The 25,551-nt window shown below is 67.2% G+C and carries 21 protein-coding genes; 18 read left to right on the forward strand and 3 right to left on the reverse strand.

Translation table 11 applies throughout. The features are described 5' to 3' along the window. Positions 1-111 precede the first annotated feature (111 nt). The 3 genes from hydA to ACQR2C_RS21560 all read left to right on the forward strand — a co-directional run bounded on the left by hydA (position 112) and on the right by ACQR2C_RS21560 (position 3,491). Positions 112-1,581, forward strand: a complete 1,470-nt coding sequence (gene hydA, locus ACQR2C_RS21550; RefSeq protein WP_434882058.1) for a dihydropyrimidinase — start codon at positions 112-114, stop codon at positions 1,579-1,581. 175 nt (positions 1,582-1,756) lie between these two features. Next, complete coding sequence (locus ACQR2C_RS21555; RefSeq protein ID WP_315804448.1) at positions 1,757-2,728, forward strand: NAD-dependent epimerase/dehydratase family protein; 972 nt, start codon at positions 1,757-1,759, stop codon at positions 2,726-2,728. 1 nt (position 2,729) lies between these two features. After that, the gene (locus ACQR2C_RS21560) at positions 2,730-3,491 is read left to right on the forward strand and encodes an SDR family oxidoreductase (RefSeq protein ID WP_316177944.1); all 762 of its coding nucleotides are present in this window, start codon (positions 2,730-2,732) and stop codon (positions 3,489-3,491) included. A 1-nt stretch (position 3,492) separates the two neighbouring features. On the opposite strand, the gene ACQR2C_RS21565 is transcribed toward ACQR2C_RS21560, so the two are convergent. After that, positions 3,493-4,389, reverse strand: a complete 897-nt coding sequence (locus ACQR2C_RS21565) for a LysR family transcriptional regulator (RefSeq protein WP_316238418.1) — start codon at positions 4,387-4,389, stop codon at positions 3,493-3,495. A gap of 210 nt (positions 4,390-4,599) precedes the next feature. Here ACQR2C_RS21565 and ACQR2C_RS21570 point away from each other — a divergent pair, with 210 nt between their 5' ends. The 6 genes from ACQR2C_RS21570 (at position 4,600) to ACQR2C_RS21595 (ending at position 12,930) form a co-directional block, all read left to right on the forward strand. Beyond that, complete coding sequence (locus ACQR2C_RS21570; RefSeq protein WP_315804451.1) at positions 4,600-6,015, forward strand: NAD(P)/FAD-dependent oxidoreductase; 1,416 nt, start codon at positions 4,600-4,602, stop codon at positions 6,013-6,015. Between the two features lie 124 nt (positions 6,016-6,139). Then, positions 6,140-7,759 carry an ABC transporter substrate-binding protein gene (locus tag ACQR2C_RS21575; RefSeq protein WP_434882059.1) on the forward strand — a complete coding sequence of 540 codons (1,620 nt, stop codon included), beginning with the start codon at positions 6,140-6,142 and terminating at the stop codon, positions 7,757-7,759. Between the two features lie 18 nt (positions 7,760-7,777). Next, the gene (locus ACQR2C_RS21580) at positions 7,778-8,809 is read left to right on the forward strand and encodes an ABC transporter permease (protein ID WP_316177948.1); all 1,032 of its coding nucleotides are present in this window, start codon (positions 7,778-7,780) and stop codon (positions 8,807-8,809) included. 2 nt (positions 8,810-8,811) lie between these two features. Next, positions 8,812-9,672, forward strand: coding sequence for an ABC transporter permease (locus ACQR2C_RS21585; RefSeq protein WP_434882060.1), 861 nt, complete (start codon positions 8,812-8,814; stop codon positions 9,670-9,672). A 74-nt stretch (positions 9,673-9,746) separates the two neighbouring features. Next, positions 9,747-11,396: a nickel ABC transporter ATP-binding protein NikE gene (nikE, locus tag ACQR2C_RS21590; RefSeq protein WP_434882082.1), complete on the forward strand. Its 1,650-nt coding sequence runs from the start codon at positions 9,747-9,749 to the stop codon at positions 11,394-11,396. A 118-nt stretch (positions 11,397-11,514) separates the two neighbouring features. Further along, positions 11,515-12,930 carry an FAD-binding oxidoreductase gene (locus tag ACQR2C_RS21595; RefSeq protein ID WP_434882061.1) on the forward strand — a complete coding sequence of 472 codons (1,416 nt, stop codon included), beginning with the start codon at positions 11,515-11,517 and terminating at the stop codon, positions 12,928-12,930. A gap of 42 nt (positions 12,931-12,972) precedes the next feature. Here the strand turns inward: ACQR2C_RS21595 and ACQR2C_RS21600 are convergent, their stop codons facing one another. After that, the gene (locus ACQR2C_RS21600; RefSeq protein ID WP_434882062.1) at positions 12,973-14,454 is read right to left on the reverse strand and encodes a mannitol dehydrogenase family protein; all 1,482 of its coding nucleotides are present in this window, start codon (positions 14,452-14,454) and stop codon (positions 12,973-12,975) included. 9 nt (positions 14,455-14,463) lie between these two features. After that, positions 14,464-15,474, reverse strand: a complete 1,011-nt coding sequence (locus ACQR2C_RS21605) for a Zn-dependent oxidoreductase (RefSeq protein ID WP_316218660.1) — start codon at positions 15,472-15,474, stop codon at positions 14,464-14,466. 171 nt (positions 15,475-15,645) lie between these two features. Here ACQR2C_RS21605 and ACQR2C_RS21610 point away from each other — a divergent pair, with 171 nt between their 5' ends. From ACQR2C_RS21610 to ytfQ, 9 genes are all read left to right on the forward strand, one after another. Continuing rightward, on the forward strand, positions 15,646-16,662 hold the full coding sequence (locus ACQR2C_RS21610; RefSeq protein ID WP_315804458.1) for a TRAP transporter substrate-binding protein: 1,017 nt from the start codon (positions 15,646-15,648) through the stop codon (positions 16,660-16,662). Between the two features lie 254 nt (positions 16,663-16,916). Then, entirely contained in the window at positions 16,917-18,779 is a 1,863-nt protein-coding gene (locus tag ACQR2C_RS21615) for a TRAP transporter large permease (RefSeq protein WP_316218659.1), read from the forward strand. Between the two features lie 18 nt (positions 18,780-18,797). After that, positions 18,798-19,523, forward strand: a complete 726-nt coding sequence (locus ACQR2C_RS21620; protein WP_434882063.1) for a GntR family transcriptional regulator — start codon at positions 18,798-18,800, stop codon at positions 19,521-19,523. A gap of 33 nt (positions 19,524-19,556) precedes the next feature. Then, the gene (gene uxuA, locus ACQR2C_RS21625; protein ID WP_434882064.1) at positions 19,557-20,753 is read left to right on the forward strand and encodes a mannonate dehydratase; all 1,197 of its coding nucleotides are present in this window, start codon (positions 19,557-19,559) and stop codon (positions 20,751-20,753) included. A gap of 86 nt (positions 20,754-20,839) precedes the next feature. After that, positions 20,840-21,607, forward strand: coding sequence for an SDR family oxidoreductase (locus tag ACQR2C_RS21630; RefSeq protein WP_315804462.1), 768 nt, complete (start codon positions 20,840-20,842; stop codon positions 21,605-21,607). Between the two features lie 33 nt (positions 21,608-21,640). Then, on the forward strand, positions 21,641-22,672 hold the full coding sequence (locus ACQR2C_RS21635; protein ID WP_434882065.1) for an L-idonate 5-dehydrogenase: 1,032 nt from the start codon (positions 21,641-21,643) through the stop codon (positions 22,670-22,672). Between the two features lie 47 nt (positions 22,673-22,719). Beyond that, positions 22,720-23,616, forward strand: a complete 897-nt coding sequence (locus ACQR2C_RS21640; RefSeq protein ID WP_409997971.1) for a sugar kinase — start codon at positions 22,720-22,722, stop codon at positions 23,614-23,616. Further along, on the forward strand, positions 23,613-24,257 hold the full coding sequence (gene eda, locus ACQR2C_RS21645) for a bifunctional 4-hydroxy-2-oxoglutarate aldolase/2-dehydro-3-deoxy-phosphogluconate aldolase (protein WP_316177963.1): 645 nt from the start codon (positions 23,613-23,615) through the stop codon (positions 24,255-24,257). Before ACQR2C_RS21640 ends, eda begins: the two co-directional genes overlap by 4 nt. A 240-nt stretch (positions 24,258-24,497) precedes the next feature. Further along, complete coding sequence (ytfQ, locus tag ACQR2C_RS21650; protein WP_315718196.1) at positions 24,498-25,463, forward strand: galactofuranose ABC transporter, galactofuranose-binding protein YtfQ; 966 nt, start codon at positions 24,498-24,500, stop codon at positions 25,461-25,463. The last annotated feature ends 88 nt before the right edge of the window (positions 25,464-25,551 follow it).

A 25,551-nucleotide genomic window follows, 5' to 3' on the forward strand; every position in this document is an offset into this window, starting at 1 on the left:
TCAGTGTTGACGGCGCGTGACAGGCAATCACTATGCCACGGCTGACGCAATGGGGCCGATGCGGCCATCTCGCGTCGACGGCGTTCCATTTGACAGAACTAGGAGATCGCGATGACCGAGCCGGCCTATGACCTGATCATCCGGGGCGGGCGCGTCGCCACCACCACGGATACGTTCGAGGCCGATGTCGCCGTATCAGGCGAGACGATCGCGGCGATCGGCCGCGGGCTCGGGCCCGCCAGGCGCGAGATCGATGCGCGCGGCAAATATGTGCTGCCCGGCGGCGTCGACAGCCATTGCCACATCGAGCAGCTCTCGGCTGCCGGCATCGTCAATGCCGACACGTTCGAGAGCGCGACGACCTCCGCCGCGTTCGGCGGCACCACCAGCGTGATCTCGTTCGCCGCGCAGCATGTCGGTATGCAGCTGCCGCAGGTGCTCGAGGACTATCACGCGCTGGCACGCAAGGGCGCGGTGATCGACTACGCGTTCCACATGATCATTGCCGATCCGACCAAGGAGACCTTGGAGCGCGACCTGCCGGCGCTGATCCGGCAGGGGCACGGTTCGATCAAGATCTTCATGACCTATGACCGGCTCAAGATCGACGACGAGCCGCTGCTCGACATTCTCGTCGCCGCGCGCGAGGGCGGCGCGATGCTGTGCGCGCATGCCGAGAACCACGGCATCATCTCATGGATGGTGAAGCGGCTGCTGGCGCGCGGCTACACCGCGCCGAAATACCACGCCATCAGCCATGCGCGCTTCTCCGAGGCCGAGGCGTTCAACCGCCTGATCGGCATGGCGGCGCTGGTCGATCAGCCGATCATGATCTTCCACGTCTCGACCGCGGAAGGCGCCAAGGTGATCCGCGACGCGCGCGGGCAGGGGCTGAAGGTGTTCGCGGAAACCTGCCCGCAATATCTGTTCATGACGGCTGATGATCTCGACAAGCCTGGCATCGATGGCGCGAAGTGGATGTGCAGCCCGCCGCCGCGCCGCGCGCCCGACCAGGAGGCGCTGTGGCAGGCGCTGGCGCTCGGCGATTTGCAGACGATCTCGTCGGACCACGCGCCGTATCGCTTCGACGAAACCGGCAAGCTGCGCGCCGGTCCGAGCCCGAACTTCAAGCAGATCGCCAACGGGCTGCCGGGCCTCGAGCTGCGGCTGCCGCTGCTGTTCGACGCGATGGTGTCGAAGGGCCGGCTCGGCCTCAACAAGTTCGTCGAGCTGACGGCGACGGCGCCGGCGAAGATTTACAATCTGCATCCGCGCAAGGGGGCGATCGCGATCGGGGCCGATGCCGATATCGCGCTGTGGGATCCGGACAAGCGCGTCACGATCACGGATGCCGCGATGCACGACCTCGCCGGCTACACGCCGTTCGCCGGACGCAGCGTGCAGGGCTGGCCGGTGACCGTGCTGTCGCGTGGCCGGGTGATCGTCGATGGCGGCAAGGTCTCGGTGCAGCCCGGCTCGGGCCAGTTCCTCGCTCGCAGCGGCGGCGAGGCGGCGAAGCCGACGGGACGACTGGTGGCGGACATGGACCCGGAGCAGAATTTCGGGGCGACGCTGCTGTGAGGGCGCGAGCACACGTCGGCCGGTGGCCTCGTGCTTCGAGACGGGCGCTACGCGCCCTCCTCAGCATGAGGAGCGAGGGCGAGGTTCGCGGCGCGCGAGCCGTGTCCCCTCATGGTGAGGAGGCTGCGTCAGCAGCCGTCTCGAACCATGAGGCCCTCGGGGAGGCGTCTTTCGCATGCATGTCCTGATCTTCGGCGGGGCCGGCTTCGTCGGCCTCAACATCGCGCAAGGCCTGCTGGAGCGCGGCCATGCCGTGACGATCTTCGACGCAACAGGTCTGCCCGCGGCGGCGCAGCGTGCGTTTGAACCCTATCGCGAGCGTCTGCACCTGGTGCAGGGCGACGTCACCGATGCGAGCGCTGTGGCGGCCGCGATCGGCAATGGCTGCGATGCCGTCGTGATGGGCGCCGCGATCACCGCGGGCGCCGAGCGCGATGCAGCCGACCCCGAGCGCATCCTCGCGGTCAATCTGCTGGCGCAGGTGCCGATCCTGCGGGCGGCGCGCGGCAGCGGCATCCGCCGGGTCATCAACCTGTCCTCGGCGGCGTCCTATGGCGCGAGCGGTCAGCGCTTTGCCGTGCTGGAGGAGACGACGCCGTGCGAGCCGGTGTCGCTCTATGCGATCAGCAAGTTCGCCTCCGAGCGCGTCGCCGCGCGGCTGAGCGATCTGTGGAAGACGGATGTCATCAGCGTGCGCCTGTCCGCCGTGTTCGGCCCGTTCGAGCGCGGCGGCGGCGTGCGCGACACGCCCTCGCCGCAGGCGCTCATCGCCGCCTGCTGCGCGCGCAACGAGCCTGCGCTGCTGAGCGAGCCGGGCGACAAGGACTGGGTTTACGCGGTCGACGTCGCGGATGCTGTCTGTCTGCTGTTGGAGGCTGAGAAGCCGCAGCACGCGCTCTACAACATCTCCAACGCGGCGACGTTCACAGCCGAAACCTGGGGCCGCGCCTTCGCGACCGGTCGAGCTGGATTCACCTGCCGGCTCAAGGAGCAGGGGGAAACGCCGACGGTGCCGGTGTTCGCGCCCAATCGCGGCCGGCTGTCGACGACGCGGCTGGCCGAGGAGTTCGGCTGGCGCGCGCGCTTCGACTGCGCGGCTTCCGCCGAGCATTTCGGCCGCTGGTTCGATCAGTACGGGAGAGACTGAGATGAGGCTCAAGGCCAAGGTCGCCGTCATCACCGGCGGCGGCTCCGGCATCGGCCGCGCCAGTGCCGTGATGTTCGCGCGCGAAGGTGCGTTCCTCGCGTTGGTCGATCGCGATGCTGCAGGCGCCGAGGAGACACTGGCGCTGGTGCGCAATGCGGGCGGCGACGGCAGCGTCCATGTCGGCGATGTCGGCGACGCCGACTTTGCCAAGGCAACCATCGAGAGCGTGGCCGCCGCGCGCCGCCGGCTGGACGTGCTGATGACCGCGGCCGGTTTTTCCTGTGGCGGCACCGTCGTCACGACCGATCCGGCGGATTGGGATGCGGTGTTCCGAGCCAACGTCGGCGGCACCTGGCTGTGGGCCAAGGTCGCGGTGCCGATCATGCAGAAGCAGAAGGCCGGCTCGATCATCACCGTCGCATCGCAGCTCGCGGTCGCCGGCGGCAAGGGCAATAGCGCCTATATCGCCGCCAAGGGCGCGATCATCAGCCTGACCCGCACCATGGCGGTGGACTTCGCCACCGATGGCATCCGCGTCAACGCACTGGCCCCCGGCGCGATCGACACGCCGCTGCTGCGTCGGAGCTTCGCGCGCCACGCCGATCCCGAGCCGGTGCGCGAGGCCTCGCGCCAGCGCCATGCCATGAAGCGGTTCGGCGCGGCCGACGAGGTCGCCGCCGCCGCGTTATTCTTGGCGAGCGACGAGGCGTCGTTCACCACAGGCATCGTGCTGCCGGTGGATGGCGGCTGGCTCGCGGCGTAACTCAACGCTTCGTAGCCACAGGCTTGCGATCCCGCCCTCGCAAAATATCCGCGAGCGCGGCTGCGTTGCGCGACAGCGGCTCGAACCGAGGCGTCAGCAGATAGGCCCGCATCGGCGTCTTGGGCGCCAGCGGCCGCGCGATCAGGTCGGGCCAGGCGCGGCCGCGCAGCACGAACTCGTCGACGACGGCGAGGCCGGCGCCGGCGCGCACCATGGCGCAGGCGTCGGGCGTGTAGCGCACGATCGTGGCTGGCTCCGGGCCGCCGGCCAGGGCCGACGTGACGATGTGACCATAAGGCGTCTGCGGGCCGAAGCCGACCAGCGGATAGGGCAGCATGTCCTTCGGCCTGATGCTGCGCAGCCTCGTCAGGGCATGGTCGGCCGGCATGATCACGTGTAGCGCGCCCTCCGCGATCGTCTCTACCGCGACTGTCGGCTCGTCGACCGGCAGCACAGTGATGCCGAGATCGGCGCGGGCTGTGCCGACGCGGCCGACGATCTCCAGCAGGGTCAACGATTCGAACTCGACGCGCAGATCTGGAAAGCGGCCGCGCAGCCGCGACAGTGCCTCCGGCAGCATGCCGTGGCCCGCGCTCGGGCTCGCCACCACGCGGATGGTGCCGGTGCCGCCGGCGCGCAGTTCGTCGGCGAGGTCGTTGATGCGCGCGACGCCGCGATGGACGTGCTCGACCTCGGCGAATAACCGCTTGGCCTCCGGCGTCGGCTGCACCCGGCCGCTGATGCGCTCGAACAGCTTGAGCTTGAGGCCATCCTCGGTATAGGCCAGCAGCCGGCTGATCGCGGGCTGCGATACCGAGAGCAGCCGCGCAGCGCCGCTGATCGAGCCTGTCATCATGATCGCGCGGAACACCTCGATCTGGCGCAGATTGAGCGGCATGCGACCTCTTGTCTCGCTGTGGATGGCTGTCGACTCTAGCCGCGGCTGCCGCCCCATAACAAGCTGTTATGGGCGGCGGACAAATCGGTATGGTCGGTCCCAGACCTGCTTTGCTAAGCTTCGCGTGCCGGGTGACATGACTGATGGAGAGAGCGTGAGCGACAGCGAGCGTTCCGATCGCGATTGCGCGTGTTTCATCCGGTGGCCGGCATGAGCGACGGTCTTGCCGCGCTGACGGCCCAGGTTCGCAGCGATCTTGCCAGGATCGCGCATCCCAGCATGCCATGGCTGACGCCTGTCACCGGTCCCGATGGCGGACCTGCGTTCGATGTGCTGATCGTCGGGGGCGGGCAATCGGGTCTCGCGACCGCCTTCGCGCTGCTGCGCTCCCGCGTCGGCAACATTCTCGTGCTCGACAAGGCTGAGGCAGGCCGCGAAGGACCGTGGCTCAGCTATGCGCGCATGCCGACCCTGCGCAGCCCGAAAGACTTCACCGGACCCGATCTCGACATACCTTGTCTGACCTATCAGGCGTGGCACGAGGCGAAGTTCGGCGGCGAGAGCTGGCGCAATCTTGATCTGATTCCGCGCGAATATTGGGCAGACTATCTCGCCTGGTATCGCGAGGTGCTCGACCTTCCCGTGCGCAACGGCTGCGACGTCGTCGATATCGCACCCGCCGCTGACGGACTGCTGCAGGCGACCGTGCGCAGCAAGGATGGTGAGACGACGATCCATGCCCGCAAGATCGTGCTGGCGACCGGGCAGGAGGGGATGGGCGACTGGAGCATTCCGGAGCCGCTGCGCCATCTGCCCGCCACGCGCGGCGCCCATTCCGGCGCCGAGATCGATTTCGACAGCCTGCGCGGCCGCCGCGTCGCCGTGATCGGCGCCGGTGCCTCGGCGTTCGACAATGCGGCGGCTGCACTCGAAGCCGGTGCGGCGCGCGTCGATCTGCTATGCCGCCGCGCGGAAATCCAGCTGATCCAGCCCTATCGCTGGCTGACGTTCCGCGGCTTTCTCAGGCACTTCTCCGAGCTCGACGATGCCTGGCGCTGGCGCTTCATGCGCGCAGTCCTGGAACTGCGCGAAGGTTTTCCGCAGCACACTTATGATCGCTGCGCCCGCCACGCGGCGTTCCGCCTGCAAGAAGGCGCGCCGGTCACGGGCGCGCGCGAGACGGCCGACGGCGTCGTGCTGCAGACAGCGAAGGGCGAGATCACGGCGGACTTCGTGATCAGCGCAACCGGCATCTCGATGGACTTCGCAAAGCGGCCGGAGCTGCGGCGCTTCGCGGCCAACATCGCGCGCTGGTCTGACCGCTACACGCCCGATGCGAGCGAACGCAACGATCGGCTCGGCGCCTTCCCTTATCTTGCAGACGACTATGCGCTGTGCGAGCGCAACGCGGGAGAGACGCCGTGGATCGGCAACATTCACGTGTTCGCCATCGCCTCGACGATGAGCTTCGGCGCGTCGGGATCGTCGATCAACGCAATGACGACCGCAGTGCCGAAGCTCGTGCATGGTTTGACGCGTGGGCTGTTCACGGCTGATATCGACAAGCATTGGGCGAACTTCCGGGCCTATGATGTGAAGCAGGCGACGGTGCGCCGTGGCACGTGATTTGCTGTTGAGCGTCGATGCTGAGAGTCGATCTTGTGCGTCGATCTCATGGTAGCGCGTCGCGGATCTCCGCCGACGCGCGATTTCAGTGCCGGATTTTGAGACCAATGAGGGAACAGGGGCGATGAGTTTCGAGATGTCCAAACGTTCGTTGTTCGCGGCGACCGCGTTGCTCGCGGTGATGCTGGCTGCGCCGTCGGTGCATGCGCAGAGCCGCGCCGAGACTCTGCGCTACGTCACCGGCGCCACCGTCAACACGCTCGATCCGAACATTCCGGGCTCGACGCGCGAGGCCTTCGCGCTGTCGATGTCGAGCTACGACCGGCTGGTGTCGTTCGGCCGCAAGCAGCTCAATGGTAAGTGGGTGTTCGATCTCGACACGATCACCGGCGAGCTCGCCGAATCCTATTCTGTCAGCGCCGACGGTCTGAAGATCACCTTCAAGCTGCGCCCTGATGCGAAGTTCCAGGACGGCTCGCCGGTCACCGCCGAGGACGTCAAATGGTCGCTCGACCGCTGCGTCACCGCGCCGATCCTCGGCAAGGCGCAATTGCTGACGGGGTCGCTGACGTCGGCCGATCAGTTCAAGGTCATCGATCCCCTGACGTTCGAGGTGACCTTGCCGAAGCCGGACAAGCTGGCACTGCCGAATCTCGCGACCGTCTACCCGATCATCATCAACTCCAAGCTCGCAAAGGCGCATGCGACGGCCGAAGATCCGTGGGCGCTGAACTGGACCAAGGAGAATGCGGCCGGCAGCGGCGCCTACATCGTCGAGACCTTCAAGCCCGGCGAGCAGGTGATCGCCAAGCGCAACGAGGCCTGGAATCGCGGCACGCCGGACAAGCCGGCAGCATTCAAGCGCCTGATCATCCAGTCGGTGCCGGAGCCGGCGACGCGCGCCAACCTCGTCGAGCGCGGAGACGCCGATCTCGTGATCGACCTGCAGGCCAGCGACGTGCAGTCGTTGGAGGGCAAGGGCAAGCTGAAGGTGATCTCGACGCCGCAGTATAATGCGGTGACCTTCATCTCGATGAACAACACCATTCCGCCGTTCGACAACGTCAATGTGCGCCGCGCGATCGCCTATGCGCTGCCTTATGACGACATGTTCAAGGCCGCGCTGTTCAGCCGCGGCGCGCCGCTCTATGGCGCGACCTGGGCCGACGGCAAGCCGCCGAGCGGCGGCTATCCGATCCCGCAGCCGATCAAGCTCGACCTGGAGAAGGCCAAGGCCTATCTGAAGGACGCCGGCATGCCCGACGGCTTCTCGACCACCTTCAGTTTCAATGTCGGCCAGGCCGCGACCGCCGAGCCGATGGCGGCGCTGGTGAAGGAGCAGCTCGCCAAGATCGGCATCAAGGTCGACATCCAGAAGCTGCCGGACGCGCAGATGTCGACCGCGATCAACGAGAAGAAGCTGCCGTTCTTCACCGAGGGCATCGTCGCCTGGCTGCCCTCGACGGACTATTTCTACCGCAACTTCTACACCGGCAAGCAGCGCTGGAACTATTCCTCGACCGACAATGCCGAATTGGAGAAGATCGCGCAGGAGGCGCGCTTCGAGGCCGACAAGGCGAAATACGAGGAGCAGGGCAAGGCGCTCAACGCGATCCATTTCGACCAGATGTTCCAGATCCCGATCTGGCAGGCGGCGCAGGATGCGGTGATGCAGCCGACGGTGGACGGCTACGTCTACCAGTTCACGCGACAGGTCGATTATCGTAACCTGAGCCGCAAGTAACCGGGACGGCTGAGGACCATGGGCACGATCGGCGCAACATTGCTGCGGGCGGGACGGCGTTTCGTCTCGTCGCTGCCGGCACTGTTCGGTGTCCTGGTCTTCACCTTCCTCTTGATGCGCGTGCTGCCGGGGGATCCGGCCGTGTTCTTTGCCTCCGGCCCCAATGCCGGCCAGGAGGAGATCGAGGTCATCCGCCGGCAGCTCGGGCTCGACAAGCCGCTGCCGAATCAGCTCGCGATCTACCTCTATGATGTCGGTCGCGGCAACCTCGGCCGCTCGATGATGACCGGGCAGCCGGTCGCCAAGGATCTCAAGGAGCGACTGCCGGCCTCGCTGGAGCTGACCTTGACGGCGCTGCTGATCGCGCTGGTCTCGGCGGTGCCGCTCGGCGTGCTGGCTGCGCTGCGGCCGGGCTCGCTGGTCGATCACGGCGTCCGGCTATTTTGTTCGTTCGGCGTCTGCGTGCCGACCTTCGTCTCCGGGCTCCTGCTGATCTACGTGTTCTATTATCTGCTCGGTTTCGCGCCGGATCCGACAGGGCGGATCGATATCTTCACCACGATGCCGCCATCGCGCACCGGCTTCCTGATCATCGACTTCCTGCTCGCAGGCGATGTCGAGGGCTGGTGGGCGGCGGCGCGGCAGCTGATGCTGCCGGCGCTGACCATGGCGTTGTTCGTGATCGCGCCGCTGGCGCGCATCACGCGGGCCTCGATGCTGGTCTCGCTCGGCAGCGATTTCGTCCGCACCGCGCGCTCGGTCGGGCTGTCGTGGTGGCGCATCGTCGTCACCTATGCCTTGAGGAACGCGATCCTTCCCGTCATCACCATCGCCGGCATCGTGTTCTCGACCATGCTGGGCGCGAACGTGCTGGTGGAGAAGGTGTTCTCCTGGCCCGGCGTCGCTTCCTACGCGCTCGATGCGCTGCTGGTCTCCGACTACGCGCCGGTACAGGGCTTCGTGCTGCTGATGGCGACGATCTTCGTGATCGTCAATCTCCTGGTCGATGTGCTCTATGGCATCGCCGATCCCAGGGCGACGGTGGCGTGAGCATGAGCACGATAGAGACCTCCTCGACCCTGCGCCACACGGCCTTCGTGCTGCGCGGCAATCCGGTCACCGCCGTCGCGGCTAGCGGCGCGCTGCTGCTGGCGCTGATCGCGGTCTTTGCGCCGTGGCTGGCGCCTTACGATCCCGTTGCGTCCGAGGTCTCTGCCGCGTTACAGCCGCCGAGCTCCGCGCACTGGTTCGGCACCGACCAGCTCGGCCGCGACGTGCTCAGCCGCCTGATCGTCGCGAGCCGGCTCGACCTCATGATCGCTGTGACGGCGGTCGCGGTGTCCTTTGCGCTCGGCTCCGTCATCGGTGCGCTGTGCGGCTATGCCGGCGGCCGGCTCGACAAGGCGGTCGGCCGCTTCGTCGACGTGCTGATGGCGTTTCCGCTGTTCGTGCTGGCGATGGCGATGGTCGCGGCGCTCGGCAACCGGGTCGAGAACATCGTGATCGCGACCGCGATCATCAACCTGCCGTTCTACATCCGCTTCGCCCGCGCCGAGGTGAACATCCGCCGCAATCTCGGCTGGGTCGAGGCCGCGCGTGCCTGTGGCGAGAGCCATGTTGCTGTCGTGCTGCGCTTCCTGTTGCCGAACGTGCTGCCGGCGATGGCGGTGCAGATGTCGCTCAATCTCGGCTGGGCGATCCTCAATGCCGCGGGCCTCTCCTTCATCGGCCTCGGCGTCAAGCCGCCGACGCCGGAATGGGGCATCATGGTCGCCGAGGGCGCCCGCTTCATCTCCACCGGGCGCTGGTGGCTGGTGGCGTTTCCCGGCTTCGCGCTGATGACAGCGGTGCTGTGCTTCAATCTGCTCGGCGACGGCCTGCGCGACATCCTGGATCCCCGGATGCGCACATGATGTCTCGTCAGAACACAAATAGCTGGGGCGCATCCGAGGATGCGGACGTGACGGCGCCTGATATTTCCAAGCCGCTGCTCGAGGTCGAGAATCTCAAAGTGACCTTCTCGACCCGTCGTGGGCTCGTCGAGGCGGTGCGCGGCGTGTCGCTGTCGCTCCAGCCGGGCGAGATGCTGGGTCTCGTCGGCGAGAGCGGCTCCGGCAAATCGGTGACCGGCTTTGCCATCACCCATCTGCTCGACAAGGCCGGCCGCATCACCGATGGCTGCATCCGCTTCAAGGGCCAGGACGTCACCCGCGCCGGCGGTGCCGATCTGCGCAGCCTGCACGGCGCGGCCATGGCGATGATCTTCCAGAATCCGCGTGCCGCGCTCAACCCGATCCGCACCGTCGGCCAGCAGATCGCGGATGCGATCCTCGCCCATCGACGGCTGTCGCGGCAGGAGGCGCATGCGGAGGCCTTGTCGCTGCTGAAGGCCGTGCAGATCCGCGATCCTGAGCGCCGCATGGGCGCCTATCCGCACGAACTCTCCGGCGGCATGTGCCAGCGGGTGATGATCGCAATCGCGATCTCCTGCAGCCCGCAGCTGCTGATCGCGGACGAGCCGACCACTGGCCTCGACGTCACCACGCAGAAGGTGGTCATGGATCTTCTTGCGAAGATCGCCGGCGATCGCGGCATGGCGACGATCCTGATCACGCATGATCTCGGGCTTGCCGCGCGCTATTGCGCGCGCGTGGTCGTGATGGAGCAGGGCAGGCTGGTCGAGGAGGCCGCGCCGCTGACACTGTTCCGCCGGCCGCAGCATCCCTACACCAAGCGCCTCGTCGCGGCGTCGCCGACGGCAACCTCGCGTATCGAGGATCTGGTGCCGGACGGCGAAAAAATTCCGCTGGTCGCTGTGACGGAGCTGCCGCCGCTGCCTCACGGCACGCCGCTCCTGCTCGACGTCAAGGGCGTCAGCAAGCGATTCGACGACGGTACGGTCGGCGTCGCCGACTTCTCGATGACCATGCGCGGCGGCGAGAGCGTCGGTCTCGTCGGCGAGAGCGGTTCCGGCAAGAGCACGACCTCACGCATGATCTGCCGTCTGATCGACCCCAGCGCCGGCGAGATCCTGTTCGACGGCCAGGCGATCGGCCAGATTCCGGCTCGCGACTTTCACGCGAGCGAGCTGCGCAAGGACATCCAGATCGTCTTCCAGGATCCGAACGACAGCCTCAATCCGCGCTACACGGCGTTCGACTGCATCGCCCATCCGCTGCTGCGGCTGATGAACATGCGCTCGGGCGACAGACTGCGTCAGCGCGTCGAGGAATGCGCCGATCGCGTCGGCCTGCCGCGCGAGCTGTTGTCGCGCTTTCCGCATCAGCTCTCCGGTGGGCAGAAGGCGCGCGTCGGCATCGCCCGCGCCATTGCCTGCAAGCCGCGGCTGCTGGTGCTGGACGAGCCGACCGCGGCGCTCGACGTCTCCGTGCAGGCCGTGGTGCTGCAGCTCCTGAACCGGCTGCGGCGCGAGGACAACCTCGCCTTCCTGTTCGTGAGCCACGATCTCAACGTCGTGCGCATGATGTGCGACCGCACCATCGTGCTGCGCACAGGTCTCATCATCGAGCAGGGCGAGAGCCGGGCGCTGTTCGCCAATCCGCAGACCGACTACACGCGCGAGCTGGTCGACGCCGTCCCGCATATCGCCCCGCCGGCGGCTTTCGCGTCCGTCTGAGCCGCCCATAACATTCGATTATGGGTGGCGGACAACTCGGTATTGGGGACGAGAGGCACTGTCCTGTTAGTTTGTGCGCATCGCAAGTGCAGCTTCCGGAGTCATCGAAGCGCGCGTCATGACCGAACTGATCGAACGCCTGCAACGCCTCGTCGGTGTCGCGCATGTTCTCGTCGCAGCCGAGGATCAGGCGCCTTATCTGCACGACTGGCTCGGCAAGTATCACGGGGCCACGCTGGCGGTGGTTCGGCCGGGATCGACGGACGAGGTCGCGGCGGTGATGGAGGCCTGCGCCGCCGCCCGCGTGGCCGTCGTGCCGCAGGGCGGACACACCAGCCTGTCGGGCGGCGCGACTCCGGATGCGGGCGGCCGGGCGATCGTGCTGTCCCTGTCGCGGATGAACCGCATCCGCGCGGTGGATCCCGTCGGTCAGACCATCGTCGTCGACGCCGGCATCGTGCTGGCGAGGGTGCAGGACGCGGCGCGCGAGGCCGGCCTGTTCTTTCCGCTCAGCCTCGGCTCGGAGGGCAGTTGCACCGTCGGCGGCAATCTCGCCGCGAATGCCGGCGGCGTCGCCGTGCTGCGCTATGGCGTGATGCGCGAGCTGACGCTGGGGCTCGAAGTGGTGCTGCCGGATGGCCGCATCTGGGACGGCCTGCGCGCCTTGCGCAAGGACAACACCGGCTATGCGCTGCGCGATCTCTTCATCGGCTCCGAAGGCACGCTGGGGGTCATCACCGGCGCCGTGTTGAAGCTGTTTCCGCGGCCGACCGCACGGGCCACCGCGTTCGTCGCGGTCGCCGATGCGGCCGCCGCGCTGAACCTGCTGCGGCTATCGCGCGCGCGTTGTGGCGATCGCCTCACCGCATTCGAGTTCCTGACCTCGGCAACGCTCGAGATGATCCTGCGCCAGATGCCGGATATACGGCTGCCGTTCGCTGCACTTCCCGAGGCTGCTGTCCTGATCGAGCTGAGCGATATCGGCGAGGAAGCCGCGCTGACCGCACGGCTCGAAACCACGCTGGCCGCCGCGATGACGGAAGGGCTCGCCTCCGACGCCGTCGTCGCCCAGGACGGCACCCAGGCCAAGGCGTTCTGGCGGGTGCGCGAGAGCGTCTCCGAGGCTCTGGTCCGCGAAGGCAGGGCGCTCAAGCACGACATCTCGGTGCCCGTCGCCGAGATCGCCGATTTCGTCACGGTCATGGACGCTGCGGTCGGCGCGGCGCTGACCGGCATCCGTCCGATGGTGTTCGGCCATCTCGGCGACGGCAATCTGCACTACAATCTGATGCGCCCGCTCGACATGAGCGAAGACGAGTTCTATCGGCACGGTCCGCGCATCACCCGCCTGGTCCATGACGAAATCACCCGCCGCCGCGGCTCGATCAGCGCCGAGCACGGCATCGGCCAGCTCCGCACGGCAGAGATGCCGCTGTGCAAGCCGCCGCTCGAGCTGGAGCTGATGCGGCAACTGAAGCGCACGCTCGATCCGCACGGCCTGATGAATCCCGGCAAGCTGCTGCCAGGCGGCTGATGTCGGCGGTCGCCGGAGCCGGAGCTGCGTCCAAGCCGATGTTCAGCGGGCGGCCCGTCGCGTCTCCGCCACCGTGGCACGGGTACCCTTCTGGAACAGATCGTCCAGGGCCGTTTCGATTGCGAGCTCGAAGCGCGGGTCTCGTGGCAGCTCGCTGCCGAACACCGAGGTGAGCGACAGCAGCGCCGGCGTGAGCCGGCTGGCGACCGGGCCGGCCTCGTCGGCGAGCGCGCGCAACTGCGCCGCCAGCGGATCGCGCAGCGCGATCGGCTGGCCGTGCTCGTCCGTGCCGCTGACGTAGCGGATCCACCCGGCGACGGCGAGCGCAAGCCGGGTGATGGGAAGGCCGCGGGCGAGGCGGTCGCCGATGGTGCCGAGCAGACGCTGCGGCAGCTTCTGCGAACCATCCATCGCGATCTGCGCGGTCTTGTGCTTGAGCGCGGGATTGCGGAAGCGCTGCAGCAGCGCGGCGCGATAGGCTGCGACGTCGAAGCCTCCGAGCGCGGGCAGCGTCGGCGTCACCTCCTCGCGCATCATGTCCTCGACGAGGCCGGCCAGCTCGGGCTCGGCCATGGCCGCGGCGACGGTCTCGCAGCCCATGAGATAGCCGAGATAGGCGATTGTCGAGTGCGCGCCGTTGAGCAGCCGCAGCTTCATCAGCTCGAATGGGGCGACGTCGCGCACGAACTGTGCGCCGCTGACGTCCCAGGCGGGGCGCGCGCCGGCGAAATCATCCTCGATCACCCATTGGCTGAACGGCTCGGTGACGATGGGCCATGCATCATCGAGGCCGAGCGCGGCGCCGACGTCGGCGCGGTCGGCATCGGTGGTGGCAGGCACGATGCGATCGACCATCGTCGAGGGAAAGCGGATGTTGTCCGTGATCCACGCGGCGAGATCGCGATCGACCAGCCCGGCGAAGGCGATCACCAGACCGCGCAAGGTGTGGCCATTGGCCGGAAGGTTGTCGCAGGCGAGCACCGTGTAGGGCTGCAGGCCGCGCTGTCGCCGCAGTTGCAGGCCGCCGACGATGAAGGCGAGCGTGCTGCGGGGATGGCCGAGGTTGAGACTGTCGTGCAAGATGTCGGGATCGTCGACGCGCAACGCGCCGGTCGCCGGATCGTGGCTGTAGCCCTTCTCGGTGACGGTGGTCGAGAGGATGCGTATGGCGGGATCGGCGAGGCGTGCCAGAAGGGCCGCCGGATCCTCGGGCGCAACCGCAAGGCCGGTGAGTGCGCCAATGATGCGGCGCTGCCGGCCGGCGCCGTCGCTCGCCGTCACGCTGTAGAGCCCGCCTTGCGGTGCCAGCGCATCGCGGGTGTCCGGCGAGCGCAGGGAGACGCCGAGGATGCCCCAGCGCGGATCGTGCTTGAGCAGCGCATCGGTGTAGACCGCCTGATGCCCGCGATGGAACGCGCCGAGGCCGAGATGGACGATACCGGTTGTGATTGCTGCGCGGTCGTAATCCGGCTTGATGATGCCGGCGGGCAGGCGGGGAAGCGTTGCGGGGCTGAGACGATCCATGCCGGGACTTCAGAAGATCAGCTGCACTTTGCAGCATTCGGTCTGGTTGTGCTCGAAGGTGTCGAAGGCGGTCGCGTAGGCGCCGAGCCCGAAGCGGTGGGTGATCAGCCGCTCCGGCTGCAGCGCGCCACTGGCGAACCAGTCGATGACCTTGGCGAACTTGCCGCTGTTGAGCCTGGAAGCGTGGATCGCGAGCTCCTTCGCGGTGACCTTCTGCTGCACGATCGTCGACGGCTCGGCCGAGAAGCCGAGCAGGCCGATGCGTGCGGCAGGCGAGGCGATCTCGATGGCCTCGGCGAGAATGGCGGGATGGCAGGCGGCATCGATAATCAAGGTCGGCGTCACATCGGCCGCGGCGAGGGCCTCGGGCAGGGCGGTCCTGGCGGTGTTGATGACGCGGTCGGCGCCGTTGTGCCGCGCCGCTTCGAGCCGGGCATCGATGCGGTCGGTGACGATCAGCTGCTTCACGCCGTAGACGTGCTTGAGCACCTGGATCACGGTCAGCCCGATCGGCCCGGCGCCGTAGACCAGCGCGACGTCTGAGGCGAACACGCGGGTGTGGTCGGTAATGTTGGCGGCGATCGAGAACGGTTCGACCAGCGGCGCCTTGTCGTCGTCGACGCTGTCCGGCAGCAGATGCGCGTTGGCCGCCGGCACGCAGGCATATTCGGAAAAGCCGCCGTCGCGGTGGACGCCGAGCACGGCGAGATGGGCGCAGACATTGGGGCGGCCGACCGAGCAGGGGTAGCAGTGGCCGCAGGCAACGACGGGATCGACCACCACGCGGGCGCCGAGCCGTGCGCTGACACCGTCGCCGAGCTTGTCGATGCTGCCGAAGAATTCATGGCCGATCACGCGCGGATAGCGCGCGAACGGGTTGCTGCCGTGGAGGATGTGGATGTCGGAGCCGCAGATGCCGGCGCGCTCGACCTTGATGCGGACCTCGCCCGTCGAAGGCTCGGGAACGGGGCGCGTTTCGATCGACAGGCGGCCGGGCCGCTCCACCACGAGGCTCTTCACGCGTTCCTCCATCCTTCTCGCCAATCTCGACCGCAGGCTGCCATCGTATAGCAACCCAAGAACTTGGATACAAGTTTCCTATTGAAAGCCTATTTGGTATCCCTTATAGGCTTGAGATACAGGAATGACATACAAAGGCCCCCGCAGCGGGCCGGCAGGGGAGGTTTGCCAGTGTCTTTGCCCACATCCATGTCTCGTCGCAGCTTCGTCGGCACCGCGCTCGCGGGAGCCTCGGCCTTGGCGTTCGCACCCGCCCGGGCGCAATCGGCGAAGTATCGCCTGCGTTACGGCACGGCGTTCCCCGCCACCCATCCCGGCGTCGTCCGCATCATCGAGGCGTCGGAGGTCATCAAGAAGCAGAGCAATGGTCTGGTCGACCTGCAGGTCTATCCGAACAGCCAGCTCGGCAGCGAGCCCGACATGTTCTCGCAGGTGCGCAGCGGCGCGCTCGACTTCATGTCGACGTCAGGCGTGAACCAGACGGTGGTGCCGATCGGCGGCATCAATGCGGTGGCCTTCGCGTTCGAGAGCTACGACCAGGTGTGGTCGGCGATGGACGGCGATCTCGGCAACCATGTGCGCCGCGAGTTCGCCAAGGTCGGCCTGCACGTGCTGCCGAAATGCCTCGACAACGGCTATCGCAACATCACGTCCGGTGCGAAGCCGATCGCCTCGCCCGACGACCTCAAGGGCTTCAAGATCCGCGTGCCCGGCAATCCGTTGTGGGTGACGCTGTTCAAGACGCTCGGCGCGGCGCCGACGCCGATCAATTTCGGCGAGCTCTATGCGGCCCTGCAGACCCGCATCGTCGACGGCCAGGAGAATCCGCTGGCGCTGATCCAGAGCGCCAAGCTCTACGAGGTGCAGAAGTACATCGCGCTATCAGGCCATATCTGGGACGGCCACTACATCTTCGCCAATGCAGCGCGCTGGAATGTCATGCCTGCCGACGTCCGCGACGCCGTCACCGCGGCGCTGTCGGAGGCCGCCGTCAAGGAGCGCCAGGACATCCAGAGCTTCAACGACAAGGCGCAGGCGGAAATGCAGGCCGCTGGCGTGACCTTCAACAAGGTCGACACCAAGCCGTTCCGCGATGCGCTGCGCACCGCCGGCTTCTACACCGAATGGAAGACCAAGTTCGGCACCGAGGCGTGGGGGCTGCTGGAGAAATCCGTCGGTCAGCTGTGAGACTTGCGTGAGAGACCGCGTAGTCGACAGCGTGCCTGCCACCGTCCTTCGAGACGCCTGCCTCCGGCAGGCTCCTCAGGACGAGGGCTGATTTCGCGGCGAGATCCTGCCCCTCATGGTGAGGAGCGTCGGCCTTGCGACGCGTTCAGGCGATGCAATTGCATCGCCTTGAGAACCATGAGGCCCGAGTAGTTTCGACTTCAGCTGCGATCGGTGGAAAAAACGGTCGGCCTGTGTGAGCCGGGGAGGATGCAATGGCCGTTGATATGACAGCGACGACCTCGGTGCCGTCGCATGGCGCGTTCGCGCGCTTCGATCATCTGCTTGGCCGCGCCGTCGAGGCGCTGGCTGCGGCGATCGTCATCGCCGAACTCGTTCTGCTCGGCGCGGCGACCGCCGCGCGCTACGTCTTCAATGCGCCGCTGATCTGGTCGGACGAGCTCGCCACCGTGCTGTTCGTGTGGCTGGCGATGCTCGGCGCCGTCGTCGCATTGCGACGCGCCGAGCACATGCGGCTCACCGCCTTCGTCCGCAATCTGTCGCCGGCGTGGCGGGCGCGCACCGATGCGCTCGGCCTGATGCTGGTCTGCACCGTCCTGGTGGCGCTGGTGATGCCGTCCTGGCACCACCTCGAAAGCCACCTGATCAGCCAGATGCCCGTGCTCGAGATCAGCGAAGGCTATCGCGAGGCCGCGATGCTGGTCGGCGTGCTGCTGATGCTGCTGACCGCGGTCGACCGGCTGATCCAGCAGGCGAGCCTCATGCAGATCGTCGGCGCTCTGGCGCTCGTGCTCGCCGGTGCAGGGGCGCTCTATGCCGCCGCGCCTGTGCTGGAGGAGCTCGGCAACTACAATCTGTTCATCTTCTTCTTTGTGCTCGTCGCCAGCGCCATGGTGATCGGCACGCCGATCGCCTTCACCTTCCTGCTCGCCACCGTGGCCTATCTGCATTTCAGCACCACCGTGCCGGTCCTGATCGTTCCCGGCCGGGTCAGCGAGGGCATGTCGCACATGGTGCTGCTGGCGGTGCCGATGTTCGTGCTGCTCGGCGCGCTGATCGAGATCGCCGGACTGGCGCGGGCGATGATCCTGTTCCTGGTTTCGCTCATCGGCCATCTGCGCGGCGGCCTGCAATATGTGCTGCTCGGCGCGATGTACCTCGTCTCGGGCATCTCCGGTGCGAAGGCGGCCGACATGGCGGCGGTGGCGCCGGCGCTGTTTCCGGAGATGAAGCAGCGTGGCAGCTCGGAAGGCGACCTGGTGTCGCTGCTGTCCGCCTCCGCTGTGATGTCGGAGACGATCCCGCCCTCGATCGTGCTGATCACGGTGGGCTCGGTGACGGGCGTGTCGATCGCGGCGCTGTTCACCGGCGGGCTGCTGCCGGCGGTGGTCGGCCTGATCGCGCTCTCCGTCGTCGTCTTCCTGCAGACGCGCAAGGAGGACATGAGCGGCGCGCAGCGTTTCGATGCCAGGACGCGATTGCGGCTGTTTGCGATCTCCATTCCCGGTCTCGGTCTGCCGATCGTGATCCGCTCGGCTGTGGTCGAGGGCGTCGCCACCGCGACCGAGGTCGCGGCGATCGGCGTCATCTACACGGTGCTGGTCGGCATCTTCGTCTATCGCCAGTTCGACTGGAAGCGGGTGTATCCCATCCTGGTCGATACGGCCTCGCTGTCCGGCGCGATTCTGCTGGTGGTGGGGGCTGCGACCGGCATGGCCTGGGCGCTGACCCAGTCCGGCTTCTCGCAGCAGCTCGTGGACCTCATGGTGGCTGTGCCCGGCGGCCGCTGGGGCTTCCTCTTGATCTCGGCGCTCGCCTTCGTCGTGCTCGGCAGCGTGCTCGAAGGCGTGCCGGCGGTGGTGCTGTTCGGGCCGCTGCTGTTCCCAATCGCGCGCATGATGGGCGTGCACGAGGTGCACTACGCCATCATCGCAGTGTTCGCGATGGGCCTCGGCCTGTTCACGCCGCCCTTCGGTGTCGGCTTCTATCTCGCCTGCGCCATCGGCCGCGCCTCGCCGGATGAGGTCATCCGCCACGTCTGGCCGCATCTCGCCGCACTCGTCGTTGCGCTGCTCTTAATCGTGTTCCTGCCGTGGATCTCGATCGGCTTCCTGTGAATCGGGTAGACTGCCGTCATGGATGACGATCTGACACCATTGACGCGACTGGACGGCAAGGCCGGCCGGCGGCTCGCCGACCAGGTCTATGAGCGGCTGCTCGAGGACATCGTGTCCGGCGCGCTGCCACCGGGCACGCCGATGGCCGAGCTCGACCTGTGCGAGCGGCTCGGCGTCAGCCGCACGCCGGTGCGCGAGGCGCTGATCAAGCTCGCCGATGTCGACCTCGTGCGCATCTATCCGCAGAGCGGCAGCGTGGTGGCGCCGGTGTCGCGCGAGGCGTTCGGCGAGGCGCAGTTCATCCGCGAGCATCTCGAATGCGCGCTGGTTGCCGAGGCCGTCCGCTACATCGATGCGACGGCGCTGCGCGAGCTGACCGAGCTGATCGACAAGCAGAAGGCGGCGGCGACGCCGGCGGAGTTCTACGCCCATGACGAGGCGTTCCATCAGACCATCGCCCGCACCAGCCGGCATCCGCATGTCTGGCAGGTGGTCCGCCAGACCAAGATCCATTTCGACCGCGTCCGGCATCTCACCCTGATCGAGGACGCCGGCCATATTCCGCTCCTGATCGCGCAGCATCAGGAGATCCTGGACGGGCTGGCCGCCTGCAACGAGGCCCAGGCGGTCGCGGCGATGCGCCGGCATCTGCGCGAGGTGTTTCGCCGCGCCGACGGCATCTTTGCCCGGCAGGAGGAGATGGCGCAGGCCGAGCCGCGCACGCGGGCACGGCGGCGGCGCTGATCGCGCGCGTGATTCATTTTGGAAGGTGACGACATGGAACAGACGTGGCGCTGGTTCGGACCCGATGATCCCATCACTTTGCCGCAGGTTCGCCAGACCGGCGCGACCGGCATCGTGACGGCGCTGCATCACATCCCCTACGGCGTGGTGTGGAGCACCGATGAGATCATCAAGCGCATCGGCGTGATTGAAGGCGATTCATCGCTGCGGCTGCGCTGGAGCGTGGTCGAGAGCCTGCCGGTCTCCGAGGCCATCAAGCTGGGCGAGGGCGATCTGACGTCCCTGTTCGACAACTACCGCCAGTCGCTGCGCAACCTCGCCGCCTGCGGCGTCACCACCGTCTGCTACAATTTCATGGCGGTGCTGGACTGGACCCGCACCGAGCTCGCCTTCCGTCTGCCGGGCGGCGCCACGGCGCTGCGCTTCGATATGGATCGCCTTGCTGCGTTCGACTGCTACATCCTGCAGCGGCCCGGTGCCGAGGCGGAGTTCTCCGCCGACGTGCTCGACCGCGCCAAGGCCTGGGTGGCACAGGCGTCCGAATCCGACAAGGACCGGCTGCTCGCGACCATCATGGCCGGCCTGCCCGGCGCCTATGACCGCTATGACGTGCCCGGTCTGCGCCGCATGCTGGAGAAATATCGCGGCATCGGCCATACCGAGCTGCGCGCCAACTACGCGCGCTTCCTGCGCGAGGTGGTGCCTACGGCCGAGGAATGCGGCGTCAGCCTCTGTGTCCATCCCGATGATCCGCCGCGTGACCTGTTCGGTCTGCCGCGCGTGGTGTCCTCAGCCGAGGATCTGCAGTTCATCGTCGATGCCGCCCCGTCGAAGGCCAACGGCCTCACCTTCTGCACCGGCGCGCTCGGCGCCGGCGGCCACAACAACATCCCGGCGCTCGCCGAGCGGTTCGCGCCGCACATCCGCTTCGTGCACCTGCGCAACGTCACCAAGATGCTCGACGGCTCGTTCATGGAGGCGGAGCATCTGCGCGGCGACGTCGACATGGTCGCGGTCGTGACGACCTTGCTGAAGGAGCAGGCCCGGCGCAAGGCGGAAGGCGAGCCGGACTGGCGGATCCCGTTCCGGCCCGACCACGGCCATGAGCTCGCCGACGACATCGGCCGCGGCACCCATCCGGGCTATCCGCTGGTCGGCCGCCTCAAGGGCCTCGCCGAGATCCGCGGGATCATGACCGCGGTGGCGGCCATTAACCGCTTGCCGGTCTGATCCCGCCGGTGCCGGACAACCCGCTTGTCAGCGCGCGTCCCGTGGCCGAGGATGCCGGCCCGCATTTGCCCATTCGAGTTGAACAAATGTCGACCTCGCTCTTCGATCTCTCCGGCAAGACCGCGCTGGTGACCGGCTCCTCGCGCGGCCTGGGCCGCGCCATCGCGGAGGGTTTTGCCAAGGCGGGGGCGCGGCTCGTCATCAACGGAACCGACCCCGCGCGTACCCTGGCTGCCGTGGAAGAATTCCGCGCCGCGGGCCATCAGGCAGAGGCCTGTCCGTTCGACGTGACCGATGAGGACGCCGTCGTCGGCGCCTTCACGCGCTTCGACGCCGAGGGGATCGCGATCGACATCCTCGTCAACAATGCCGGCATCCAGCACCGCAAGCCGCTGGTCGAGTTCACCACGGATGAGTGGCGCCGCGTCATCGAGACCAACCTCACCAGCGCCTTCGTGATCGGGCGCGAGGCGGCCAAACGCATGATCCCGCGCAAGAGCGGCAAGATCATCAATATCGGCTCGCTCGGCAGCGAGCTGGCACGGCCGACCATCGGGCCCTACACCACGGCGAAGGGCGGCATCCGCAACCTGACCCGCGCGATGGCGGTCGAATGGGCGGCGCACGGCATCCAGGCCAATGCAATCGGACCGGGCTACATGCTCACCGACATGAACCAGGCGCTGATGAGCAACCCCGACTTCAACAACTGGCTGATGTCGCGCGTCCCGTCGAAGCGCTGGGGCCGGCCGGACGAGCTGGTCGGCACCGCGATCTTCCTGGCCTCGGAGGCGTCGACCTATGTCAACGGCCAGACCATCTATGTCGACGGCGGCATGCTGGCGGCGATGTAGGATCGCGGAAGACAAGAGACAGGGAGGCCGGCCATGCGTGCGGTCGTCATTCACGCGCCGAAAGATCTGCGCATCGACAGCTTTCCCGATCCGGCGCCGGGACCCGGCGAGGTGCGGGTCAAGATTGAGGCCGGCGGGATCTGCGGCTCGGACCTGCATTACTATCATCACGGCGGCTTCGGCACCGTGCGCATCAGGCAGCCGATGGCGCTGGGCCATGAGATCGCAGGCCACGTTGCCGCGGTCGGTGCCGGCGTGACCGGCCTCGCCGAGGGCACGCGCGTCGCCGTCAATCCGAGCCTGCCCTGCGGCCGCTGCAGCTATTGCCGCGAGGGGCTGCGCAACCAATGCCTCGACATGCGCTTCATGGGCAGCGCGATGCGTGATCCCCACGTGCAGGGCGGCTTCCGCGAGTTCGTCACCATCGATGCCTCGCAGGCAGTGCCGATCGCGCCGTCGCTGTCGCTCGGTGAGGCCGCGATGGCCGAGCCGCTGTCGGTCTGCCTGCATGCGGCGCATCAGGCCGGCTCGCTGCTCGGCAAGCGCGTGCTGGTGACCGGCTGCGGCCCGATCGGCGCGCTGTCGATCCTGGTGGCGCGCTACGGCGGTGCGGCCGAGATCGTGGTCACCGACATTGCCGATGCGCCGCTGGCGGTGGCGCGCACGCTCGGTGCCAGCCATGCGTTCAATGTCGGGGCGGAGCCGTCGGCGCTCGATCCGTGGCGGAGCGGGAAGGGCACGTTCGACGTGCTGTTCGAGGCCTCCGGCAACCAGGCCGCCTTGCGGGCCGCGCTCGACGTCATGAGGCCCGGCGGCGTCATCGTCCAGCTCGGGCTCGGCGGCGAGATGACCTTGCCGCTCAACACGCTGGTCACGAAGGAGCTGCAATTGCGCGGCACGTTCCGGTTCGACCGCGAATTCGAGCTGGCGCTGCGGCTGATGGGCGAGGGTCTGCTGGACGTCAAGCCGCTGATCTCGGCTGCGCTGCCATTCGAGCAGGCGGTCGCCGCCTTCGAGCTCGCCAGCGATCGCAGCCGGTCGATGAAGGTTCATTTGACGTTTTGATGGATGGATTGACGCCGATGAAAGTCGCCTGCATCGGAGAGTGCATGGTGGAGTTTGCGCAGGAGGACGGCTCGCTGTTCCGGCGCGGGTTCGGCGGCGACACGCTCAACACCGCGCTCTATCTGGCCCGGCTCGGCGTGCCCACCTCCTACGTGACGGCGCTCGGCGATGATCCCCTGAGTGCGATGATGCTGGCGGCCTGGCAGGCCGAGGGCATCGACACCTCGGAGGTGCTGCAGGTCGAGGGCCGCGTGCCCGGCCTGTACATGATCGAGCGCGATGCCAAGGGCGAGCGCAGCTTCCTGTATTGGCGCGACCGCGCGCCGGCGCGCGAGCTGTTCGATCGCGCCGATCGCGATATGCTCGACAGGCTCTCGCGCTTCGACTGGATCTATCTCTCCGGCATCAGCCTCTCGCTCTATGGCGAGACCGGCAAGGCCAAGCTGCGCGAGCTCCTGACGGTGGCGCGCAAGCGCGGCGCGCGGGTGGTGTTCGACGGCAACTACCGGCCGCGCGGCTGGGCCAGCCGCGAGGTCGCCCAGCGCGCGTTCCGTGCGATCCTGCCGCTGGTCGACGTTGCGCTGCCGACCTTGGAGGACGAGCAGATGCTGTTCGGCGATGCCGACGCCTCCGTCAGCCTGCGCCGCTTCAAGGACGCCGGGGTCAACGAGGTCGTGGTCAAGCGCGGTGCGCGCGGCTGCCTGATCCATGCCGATGGCGTGCTGGTCGACATCGCGCCACCTGCGGTGCTCAAGCCGATCGACACCACGGCGGCCGGCGATTCCTTCAATGCGGGGTATCTCGCCGCGCGCATCAAGGGCGCGCCGCCCCGCAAGGCGGCGTTGGCCGGCCACCGGCTCGCCGGTGCCGTGATCATGGCGCCGGGGGCGGTGATCCCGGCCACCGCGATGCCGCGGGACATTCTGACGATGAGCGAGGCGTGATGAACAATTTGGACAAGCGCGCGAAGCTCGATGCGGTCTTCGCGCTGGCGCCGGTGATCCCGGTGATCACGATCGAGGACGCGGCGCATGCCGTGCCGCTTGCGCGTGCGCTCGTCGCCGGCGGCCTCCGCGTCATCGAAATCACTTTGCGGACGCAGGCGGGGCTCGATGCCGCGCGCGCGATCATCGATGAGGTGCCGGACGCCGTCGTCGGCATCGGCACGGTGCTGACGCCGGCGGACTACGAGCGCGCCGCCAGGCTCGGCGCCGCCTTCGCGATCAGTCCGGGCCTCTCGCTCGGCCTGCTCGACGCCGCGAATGCCGGCGAGATGCCGTTCGCGCCGGGCATTCAGACCGCCTCTGATCTCATTGCCTGCGTGACGCGCGGCTACGAGCTGGTGAAGTTCTTTCCCGCGGTGCCGGCCGGCGGGCTCGCCGCGCTGGATGCGCTGGCGGGGCCGTTCCCCAACGTCCGCTTCTGCCCGACCGGCGGCATCAATGCCGGCAATGCTGCGCAATGGCTGGCGCACAAGAAGGTCGTTGCCATCGGCGGCTCCTGGGTGGCACCCGCGGCCGACATCAAGGCCGGTGCGTGGGCCGCGATCGAGCAGCGCGCCCGCGAAGCGACGAAGCTGCGCTGATCCAGCCTATTTACAACTTAAAATTTTGTTTGTGTCCGACGCTTATCTTCGGCGGCAGTGGGGCTGCGCCGGCGCCTGTCATTCTCAAAAAGTATTACAGTCAAATAATATGACTAGTCATCCCCTGGGTTCCGTGAAATAACGGACGTCACCGGCCGTCGAGGCGGGTGAATAGGTGCGTCAACACCGCTGTCGCGGCGGCGCATCAAAAAACAGTACCTTTGTGGGAGAGAACGTCTGATGACCCTGAAAGCCCTCTTTGCGGCCTCGGCCACGGCCGCCTTGTTGCTTGCCACGTCCGCTGGCGCCGCGGAGCTGACCGTCGGCTTCTCGCAGATCGGATCGGAGTCCGGCTGGCGCGCCGCCGAGACCTCGGTCTCGAAGTCGGAAGCCGCCAAGCGCAAGATCAACCTGAAGATCGCCGACGCTCAGCAGAAGCAGGAGAACCAGATCAAGGCGATCCGCTCCTTCATCGCCCAGGGCGTGGACGCGATCTTCCTCGCACCGGTCGTGGCCTCCGGCTGGGACGCCGTGCTGAAGGAAGCCAAGGAAGCCAAGATCCCGGTCGTGCTGCTCGACCGCGACATCGATCCCTCCGGCAAGGACCTCTATCTGACCGCCGTCACCTCCGACAGCGTGCACGAGGGCGAGGTCGCCGGCGAGTGGCTCGCCAAGACGGTCGGCGGCAAGGCCTGCAACGTCGTCGAGCTGCAGGGCACGGTCGGCGCCAGCGTCGCCACCAACCGCAAGAAGGGCTTTGACGCCGTCGTCGCCAAGAACGCCAACCTGAAGGTCGTGCGCAGCCAGACCGGCGACTTCACCCGTGCCAAGGGCAAGGAGGTGATGGAAAGCTTCATCAAGGCCGAGAACGGCGGCAAGTCGATCTGCGCGGTCTATGCCCACAACGACGACATGATGGTCGGCGCGATCCAGGCGATGAAGGAAGCCGGCCTCAAGCCGGGCAAGGACATCCTGACCGTCTCGATCGACGCGGTGCCGGACATCTTCAAGGCGATCGCCGCGGGCGAAGCCAATGCCACCGTCGAGCTGACGCCGAACATGGCGGGCCCGGCGTTCGACGCGATCGTAGCCTTCAAGGAGAAGGGCACCGTTCCGCCGAAGTGGATCCAGACGGAATCGAAGCTCTACACCGCGACGGACGATCCGCAGAAGGTCTACGACAGCAAGAAGGGCTTGGGCTACTGAGCTGAAGCCTATGTTGTTGCCGTCGTCCTGGCGAACGCCAGGACCCATAGCCACCGATCTTTGTGAGGTCTGCGGTATTGGCCCAGTG

It is taken from the genome of Bradyrhizobium sp. HKCCYLRH3061 (assembly GCF_051168015.1).
GTDB lineage: Bacteria > Pseudomonadota > Alphaproteobacteria > Rhizobiales > Xanthobacteraceae > Bradyrhizobium.

Bases quoted from the DNA above. Each gene is read 5' to 3' on its own strand.
- ACQR2C_RS21600 (WP_434882062.1), bottom strand. From the start codon at position 14,454: ATGGATCGTCTCAGCCCCGCAACGCTTCCCCGCCTGCCCGCCGGCATC.
- ACQR2C_RS21620 (WP_434882063.1), top strand. From the start codon at position 18,798: ATGGATGACGATCTGACACCATTGACGCGACTGGACGGCAAGGCCGGC.
- ACQR2C_RS21560 (WP_316177944.1), top strand. From the start codon at position 2,730: ATGAGGCTCAAGGCCAAGGTCGCCGTCATCACCGGCGGCGGCTCCGGC.
- uxuA (WP_434882064.1), top strand. From the start codon at position 19,557: ATGGAACAGACGTGGCGCTGGTTCGGACCCGATGATCCCATCACTTTG.
- ACQR2C_RS21630 (WP_315804462.1), top strand. From the start codon at position 20,840: ATGTCGACCTCGCTCTTCGATCTCTCCGGCAAGACCGCGCTGGTGACC.
- ACQR2C_RS21595 (WP_434882061.1), top strand. From the start codon at position 11,515: ATGACCGAACTGATCGAACGCCTGCAACGCCTCGTCGGTGTCGCGCAT.
- ACQR2C_RS21585 (WP_434882060.1), top strand. From the start codon at position 8,812: ATGAGCACGATAGAGACCTCCTCGACCCTGCGCCACACGGCCTTCGTG.
- ytfQ (WP_315718196.1), top strand. From the start codon at position 24,498: ATGACCCTGAAAGCCCTCTTTGCGGCCTCGGCCACGGCCGCCTTGTTG.
- ACQR2C_RS21555 (WP_315804448.1), top strand. From the start codon at position 1,757: ATGCATGTCCTGATCTTCGGCGGGGCCGGCTTCGTCGGCCTCAACATC.
- ACQR2C_RS21575 (WP_434882059.1), top strand. From the start codon at position 6,140: ATGAGTTTCGAGATGTCCAAACGTTCGTTGTTCGCGGCGACCGCGTTG.
- ACQR2C_RS21570 (WP_315804451.1), top strand. From the start codon at position 4,600: ATGAGCGACGGTCTTGCCGCGCTGACGGCCCAGGTTCGCAGCGATCTT.
- hydA (WP_434882058.1), top strand. From the start codon at position 112: ATGACCGAGCCGGCCTATGACCTGATCATCCGGGGCGGGCGCGTCGCC.
- ACQR2C_RS21615 (WP_316218659.1), top strand. From the start codon at position 16,917: ATGGCCGTTGATATGACAGCGACGACCTCGGTGCCGTCGCATGGCGCG.
- ACQR2C_RS21580 (WP_316177948.1), top strand. From the start codon at position 7,778: ATGGGCACGATCGGCGCAACATTGCTGCGGGCGGGACGGCGTTTCGTC.
- ACQR2C_RS21565 (WP_316238418.1), bottom strand. From the start codon at position 4,389: ATGCCGCTCAATCTGCGCCAGATCGAGGTGTTCCGCGCGATCATGATG.
- ACQR2C_RS21635 (WP_434882065.1), top strand. From the start codon at position 21,641: ATGCGTGCGGTCGTCATTCACGCGCCGAAAGATCTGCGCATCGACAGC.